This is a genomic window from Neisseria sp. P0021.S005 (assembly GCF_051956955.1).
On the sequence record NZ_JBQCWY010000143.1, the window covers coordinates 1 to 6526 of the forward strand.

The following is a 6526-nucleotide window of genomic DNA, read 5'->3' on the forward strand; positions in this document are numbered from 1 at the left end:
TGCCCAATAAGCTCAGGCCCCATTTGGGCGCGGCCGGGCTGGGCTCGCAGAACATGGTGTTATAAATTGGGATAAGTTGCTCGTTTAGACGACGGGCGGTCGCAATATCGCCCTCAAGGGCGGCTCGACACATATCGGCAAAGAGTTTCGGTGCAACGTTGGCTGCGACGGTTACCACGCCATGACCGCCACACAGCATGAAAGGCAGGCCGGTAGGGTCATCGCCGGAGAACACGGCAAAACCTTCAGGAACGCTGTTGATCAATTCGATGTTGTTGCCGATATTGCCGCTGGCTTCTTTCACACCGACGATATTCGGAATCTCGGCCAAACGCAAAATAGTGTCGTTGCTCATGCTCACGACGGTACGGCCGGGAACATTATAAATAATCATCGGAATCGAAGTGGCTTCGGCGATGGCTTTGAAATGTTGGTAAATGCCTTCTTGCGAAGGTTTGTTGTAGTAGGGAACAACAGATAAGGTGTAGTCCGCACCGGCTTGCTCGGCTGCTTTGGAAAGGGCGATGGCTTCGACAGTATTGTTGGCGCCTGTGCCGGCGATAACGGGAACGCGCTTGTTGACGTGTTTGACAGTGGCTTCAATAACGGCCAAATGTTCTTCGACAGGCAGGGTGGCTGACTCGCCGGTGGTACCGACTGCGACGATGCCGTCGGTGCCGTTTTCAATGTGCCAGTCGATTAAGTCATGAAGTTGTTCGTAGTTGATGCTGCCGTCTTGATTCATCGGAGTAATCAGGGCAACCAGACTGCCTTTTAACATACGGAAACCTTTAATTTTATGGTGTGGGTGGATTATTCATCGGATTGTAGCTTACTTTGTTGTTTGTGTGAAACATATCCGCTATGAGGCCGGGCCGTTTAATCGTGACTTGTCATTATCTTAATGAATAATACATTTTTAAATCATTGGTTTGTTTGTTTTAAGATGGAAAAATGATGTCAAGAATTAAAATGTGTTAAGGCGGTTTGAGGCCGTCTGAAAACGATTGGGCGGAGCTTTCAGACGGCCTGATGGTTTTGAATTTGCTGATACATTTCAAATTGGTTAAAATACGCATCTTAATATTTTTTAACGATTCTTGAGAGAAGGTTCAACATGGCCGGAATGACTGAAAAACAAGCGGAACCGCTTGATTTGGTTTATGGTTTGGAAGATAAGCCGCCGTTTGGGAATGCGTTGTTGAGTGCGGTTACGCACCTTCTAGCGATTTTTGTTCCGATGATTACTCCGGCACTGATTGTCGGTGGGGCATTGGAGCTGCCGGTTGAAATGACGGCTTATTTGGTGTCGATGGCGATGGTGGCTTCCGGTGTCGGTACTTATTTGCAGGTCAACCGTTTCGGGCCGGTCGGTTCGGGTATGTTGTCGATTCAGTCGGTCAACTTCTCTTTTGTTACCGTGATGATTGCACTCGGTACCGGTATGAAAGAGGGCGGCTTGACTGAAGATGCGATGATTTCAACGCTTCTGGGCGTGTCCTTTGTCGGCGCGTTTTTGGTGTGCTTCTCCGCTTGGCTTTTGCCTTATTTGAAAAAAGTGATTACGCCGACTGTAAGCGGCGTGGTCGTCATGCTGATTGGCCTGAGCTTGGTGCATGTCGGTATTACCGATTTCGGCGGCGGCTTCGGTGCGAAAGCAGACGGTACGTTCGGCTCGATGGAAAACTTGGGGCTGGCGTCGCTGGTGTTGCTGATTGTATTGGTTTTCAACTGCTTGAAAAATCCATTGCTGCGTATGAGCGGCATCGCGGTGGGTTTGATTGTCGGTTATATTGTTGCGCTGTTTTTGGGCAAAGTAGATTTTTCTGCCCTGCAAAACTTGCCGCTGATTACCCTGCCTGTTCCGTTTAAATATGGTTTCGCATTTGATTGGCACGCGTTTATCGTTGCCGGTGCGATTTTCTTGTTGAGCGTATTTGAAGCAGTGGGCGACTTGACGGCGACTGCAATGGTCTCCGAGCAGCCGATTGAGGGTGAGGAATACACCAAACGCCTGCGCGGCGGCGTATTGGCAGATGGTTTGGTGTCTGTGATTGCGACTGCGTTGGGCTCTTTGCCTTTGACCACTTTTGCGCAAAATAACGGCGTGATTCAAATGACAGGCGTGGCTTCGCGTCATGTGGGCAAATATATTGCGGCGATTTTGGTATTGTTGGGCTTGTTCCCTGTCATCGGCCGCGCGTTTACCACGATTCCGAGTCCGGTTTTGGGTGGTGCGATGGTGTTGATGTTTGGTCTGATTGCGATTGCCGGTGTGCGGATTTTGGTTAGCCACGGTATTCGCCGTCGTGAAGCGGTCATCGCGGCTACTTCTGTCGGTTTGGGTTTGGGCGTGGCGTTTGAGCCGGAAGTGTTCAAAAACCTGCCGGTATTGTTCCAAAACTCAATTTCCGCAGGCGGTATTATGGCGGTATTGTTGAACTTGGTTTTGCCGGAAGATAAAACCGATAAAGCGGTTAAGGTTGAAACCGACAGTTTGGATCACTAAGCAAGCTTTATTCAAAGGCCGTCTGAAGTTTCAGACGGCCTTTGGTTTTTCGGCTATAATATTGTTTTTATTTGTTATCCGAGTGGTTCGGATAGCTCTACCCGGAAAGGTTTTATATGACGGTTTATTCACTTTTTATCACTTGTCCTCGCGGTTTGGAAGTGCCTTTGACGCAGGAACTCGAAAATATGGTATGTCAGGATATCCGCGCTGTTGACGGCGGTGTGGCATGTAAAGGCACGATGGAGCAGGTGTATCGCATCAACCTGTATTCGCGCGTTGCCAGCCGTGTTTTGCTGCGCTTGACCAAAGGTGGTTATCGCAATGAACACGATATCTACAAATTGGCACGAAATCTCCATTGGACAGGTTGGTTTAAGCTGGAGCAGACCTTTAAAGTCAAAGTCGAAGGCAAGCGCGCTAATGTGAAAAGCTTGGATTTTGTCGGTTTGAAAATCAAAGATGCCGTCTGCGATGCCTTCCGCGATATTTATGATGCGCGTCCGAGCGTGGGTAAAATCAACCCCGATATCCGCATTCATGCCTTTATCGATGAGCGCAATGTGGAAATCTTTATCGATACTTCCGGCGAAGCACTCTTCAAACGCGGCTATCGTCAGGATACCGGCGAAGCGCCATTAAGAGAGAACTTAGCGGCAGGTTTGCTGCTTTTGGCAGGCTACGACGGTACGCAGCCTTTCCAAGACCCGTTTTGCGGTAGCGGTACGATTGCCATTGAGGCAGCATGGATTGCGACACACCGTGCGCCGGGCTTGATGCGCCGTTTCGGTTTTGAAAAACTGCAAAACTTCGACAAAGAAAAATGGCAAGCCTTGCGCCGTGAAGCTGAAAAACAAATCAAACCGGCAGCCGCGCCCATTTCCGGCAGCGACAACGACCGTTATATGATTCGTGCCGCATTGGCCAATGCTCAAGCCGCCGAAGTGGATAATTTCATCCGCTTTGACGTGCAAGATGCGCAGACCGCTCGACCAAACGGCGAACACGGCATTATGATTTCCAATCCGCCTTATGGTGTGCGCCTTGCCGAAATTCAGGCTTTACAGGCGCTTTATCCGCAACTGGGGACATGGTTGAAACAGCATTACGCAGGCTGGCTTGCCGGAATGTTGACCGGCGATCGCGATATGCCGAAATTTATGCGCCTTTCTCCGAAGCGTAAAATTCCATTGTTCAATGGCAACTTGGATTGCCGATTGTTTTTGATGGATATGGTTAAAGGCTCGAATCGGGGCTAAAACCTGAAATAGAGGCCGTCTGAAAGATGATTTCAGACGGCCTTTTTTGATTTGTTAAAACCGTCTTTGTTATAACGGAGTTTGCTTTACGTATTCTGATTTTAGGCCGTCTGAATCGTGTTCAGACGGCCTTTTTATTGGTTTAAAACTGCTATTTTATAGTAATAGACAATCATATAAATAATAAAAATCTATTACATGAGTAAAATGCATTGTTAAATAAAAATACCATATCTAGTAGTCTTGTGTTTTAATTCGCACCATATATTGTGTTTTGTGGTATTGCAATGAGTAGCTTGAAATTTACAGTTGAGCAAATTGTCTGGCAGGAAGTGCCGGGCGAAGTGTCGCTGGCATTTCTGTTTTCAGGTTGTCCGCTGCGTTGTAAAGGTTGCCATAGTGCCGATACATGGAAAGAGGGCATTGGCACGGAATTGACCGAGGATTATTTAAAAGGCCGTCTGAAACGCTATCGCGGATTAATCAGCTGTGTGTTGTTTATGGGCGGAGAATGGCAACCGAAATCCTTGCAGAAAATGCTGGCCATTGTTGCCCAGGAAGGTTTGAAAGCCTGCTTGTACACCGGCCTAGAGCGTGAGGAGCTGGAGGCGGCCTCAGACGGCATTCTGCCTTATTTGACGTATCTGAAAACCGGCCGCTGGCAGATGGAGCTGGGCGGCTTAGACAGTCCGGCCACCAATCAGAAGTTTATCGATTTGCGCACGGGCGAGGTGTTGAACCGCTTGTTTATCAAAGACAAACCTGCGCCTAAAGTTTTTCCAGTGGCTTCAATTTAGCTTAATGCTGTATTGCACTGATTTAAATTGAATTTATTGTATTCGCTGACAGCGATGTTTCAGACGGCCTGACCGTCATTGCTTGATAAATCATCCAAACCATACAGGAGAATTAACATGATTCGGCTGCATCCCGAACAGTTAAACGGAAAACTACAATTTATGCGCGACTACATCAGCGCGCAAAACGCGGCGGACGGCTCGAAAATGGACGCCAACGCCAATGTTACCCAGAAAAACATCGCCACGATGGAAGCGGAAATCATGAAAGACTTTTTCGTGCAGATTAACCGCGCCCAAGTATCGCGTAAAATCGCCGAAATTTTCGACCAATTCGTCGCCGACGAATACATCCGCCAAATTGAGGCGCATGAGATTTATGTACACGACGAAACCAGCCTCAAGCCTTATTGTGTGTCGGTTACGCTGTATCCCTTCCTGCTCGACGGCTTAAGCAAACTCGGCGGCGAATCTAAGGCACCGCAACATCTGGCTTCGTTTTGCGGTTCGTTTATCAACCTGGTGTTTGCCATCAGCGCGCAATTTGCCGGCGCGGTGGCAACGGTGGAATTTCTGACTTATTTCGACTACTTCGCCCGCAAGGACTACGGCGACGATTATTTGGAAACCCACGGCAAAGAAATCGCCAACCATATGCAGCAGGTGGTGTACAGCATCAACCAGCCTGCCGCCGCGCGCGGTTATCAGAGCGTGTTTTGGAATATTTCCGTTTACGATCAATACTATTTCGACGCGATGTTCGGCGATTTCGTCTTCCCCGATTTCAGCAAACCGGTGTGGGCGAGCGTGGCGAAGCTGCAAAACTTCTTCCTCAAATGGTTCAATCAGGAACGCACCAAAGCCGTTTTGACTTTCCCCGTCGTGACCGCTGCGATGCTGACCGACGGCGGCAAATGCAAAGACACCGTGTTTGCCGACGAAATGGCGAAAGAGTTGGCGGAAGGCAATTCCTTCTTCGTCTATCTTTCCGACAATCCCGACTCCTTGGCTTCCTGCTGCCGCCTGCGCAACGCCATCGAAGACCGCACCTTCAGCTACACACTCGGCGCGGGCGGTGTGGCGACCGGTTCCATCAACGTCATCACCATTAACATGAACCGATTGGAACAAGACGGGCGCGACCTTGCCGCCGAAGTGGCCAAAATCCACAAATACCAATACGCCTACCGCAAACTTATGGAAGAATACCAAGCCGCCGGAATGCTGCCCGTTTATGATGCAGGCTTCATTACGTTGGACAAACAGTTCCTCACCATCGGCATCAACGGCATGGCGGAAGCCGCCGAATCGCAAGGCATCAAAGTCGGTTACAACGACGACTACATTAACTTTGTCCAAGGTCGTCTGAAAACCATATTCGAAGCCAACCAAGCCGCCAGCAAACACTACGGCGTGAAGTTCAACACCGAGTTTGTCCCCGCCGAAAACCTCGGCGTAAAAAACGCCAAATGGGACAAAGCCGACGGCTACCAAGTCAGCCGCGAATGCTACAACTCCTATTTCTACGTCGTCGAAGACGAAGAAATCAACGCGCTCGACAAATTCCTGCTGCACGGTAAAGAACTGGTGGACTGGCTCGACGGCGGCTCCGCGCTGCACCTAAACCTCGACGAAGCCCTGCCCGAATCCGGCTACCGCTCGCTGCTGGACATCGCCGCACAAACCGGCTGCAACTACTTCTGCGTGAACGTGCGCATCACCATCTGCAACGAATGCGGCCACATCGACAAACGCACCCTGCACGCCTGTTCTGCTTGCGGCAGCCACGATATTGACTACGGCACTCGAGTGATCGGTTATCTGAAGCGCGTATCCGCCTTCTCAAGCGGTCGTCGCAAAGAGCACGCACTCAGACATTATCACCGTAAAGCGGCGTAATCATTGAAAAAAGGATTACTTAAAAAAGCAAAGGCCGTCTGAAATTTCAGACGGCCTTTAGT

At 49.6% G+C, this 6526-nt stretch carries 5 protein-coding genes; 4 read left to right on the forward strand and 1 reads right to left on the reverse strand.

Going from position 1 to position 6526, the window contains the following annotated elements:
• On the reverse strand, nt 1-781 hold a 781-nt coding region (gene dapA, locus ACTHUE_RS09260), incomplete at its 3' end, for a 4-hydroxy-tetrahydrodipicolinate synthase (protein ID WP_440423333.1).
• A 336-nt stretch (nt 782-1117) separates the two neighbouring features.
• Between dapA and ACTHUE_RS09265 the strand changes: the two genes are divergently transcribed.
• The 4 genes from ACTHUE_RS09265 to nrdD all read left to right on the forward strand — a co-directional run bounded on the left by ACTHUE_RS09265 (nt 1118) and on the right by nrdD (nt 6464).
• Nucleotides 1118-2509 carry a nucleobase:cation symporter-2 family protein gene (locus ACTHUE_RS09265; protein ID WP_070712691.1) on the forward strand — a complete coding sequence of 464 codons (1392 nt, stop codon included), beginning with the start codon at nt 1118-1120 and terminating at the stop codon, nt 2507-2509.
• Between the two features lie 116 nt (nt 2510-2625).
• Nucleotides 2626-3768, forward strand: coding sequence for a THUMP domain-containing class I SAM-dependent RNA methyltransferase (locus ACTHUE_RS09270; protein ID WP_070460823.1), 1143 nt, complete (start codon nt 2626-2628; stop codon nt 3766-3768).
• 287 nt (nt 3769-4055) lie between these two features.
• On the forward strand, nt 4056-4565 hold the full coding sequence (nrdG, locus tag ACTHUE_RS09275) for an anaerobic ribonucleoside-triphosphate reductase activating protein (protein WP_107810493.1): 510 nt from the start codon (nt 4056-4058) through the stop codon (nt 4563-4565).
• A 117-nt stretch (nt 4566-4682) separates the two neighbouring features.
• Nucleotides 4683-6464 carry an anaerobic ribonucleoside-triphosphate reductase gene (gene nrdD / locus ACTHUE_RS09280; protein WP_107810492.1) on the forward strand — a complete coding sequence of 594 codons (1782 nt, stop codon included), beginning with the start codon at nt 4683-4685 and terminating at the stop codon, nt 6462-6464.
• The last annotated feature ends 62 nt before the right edge of the window (nt 6465-6526 follow it).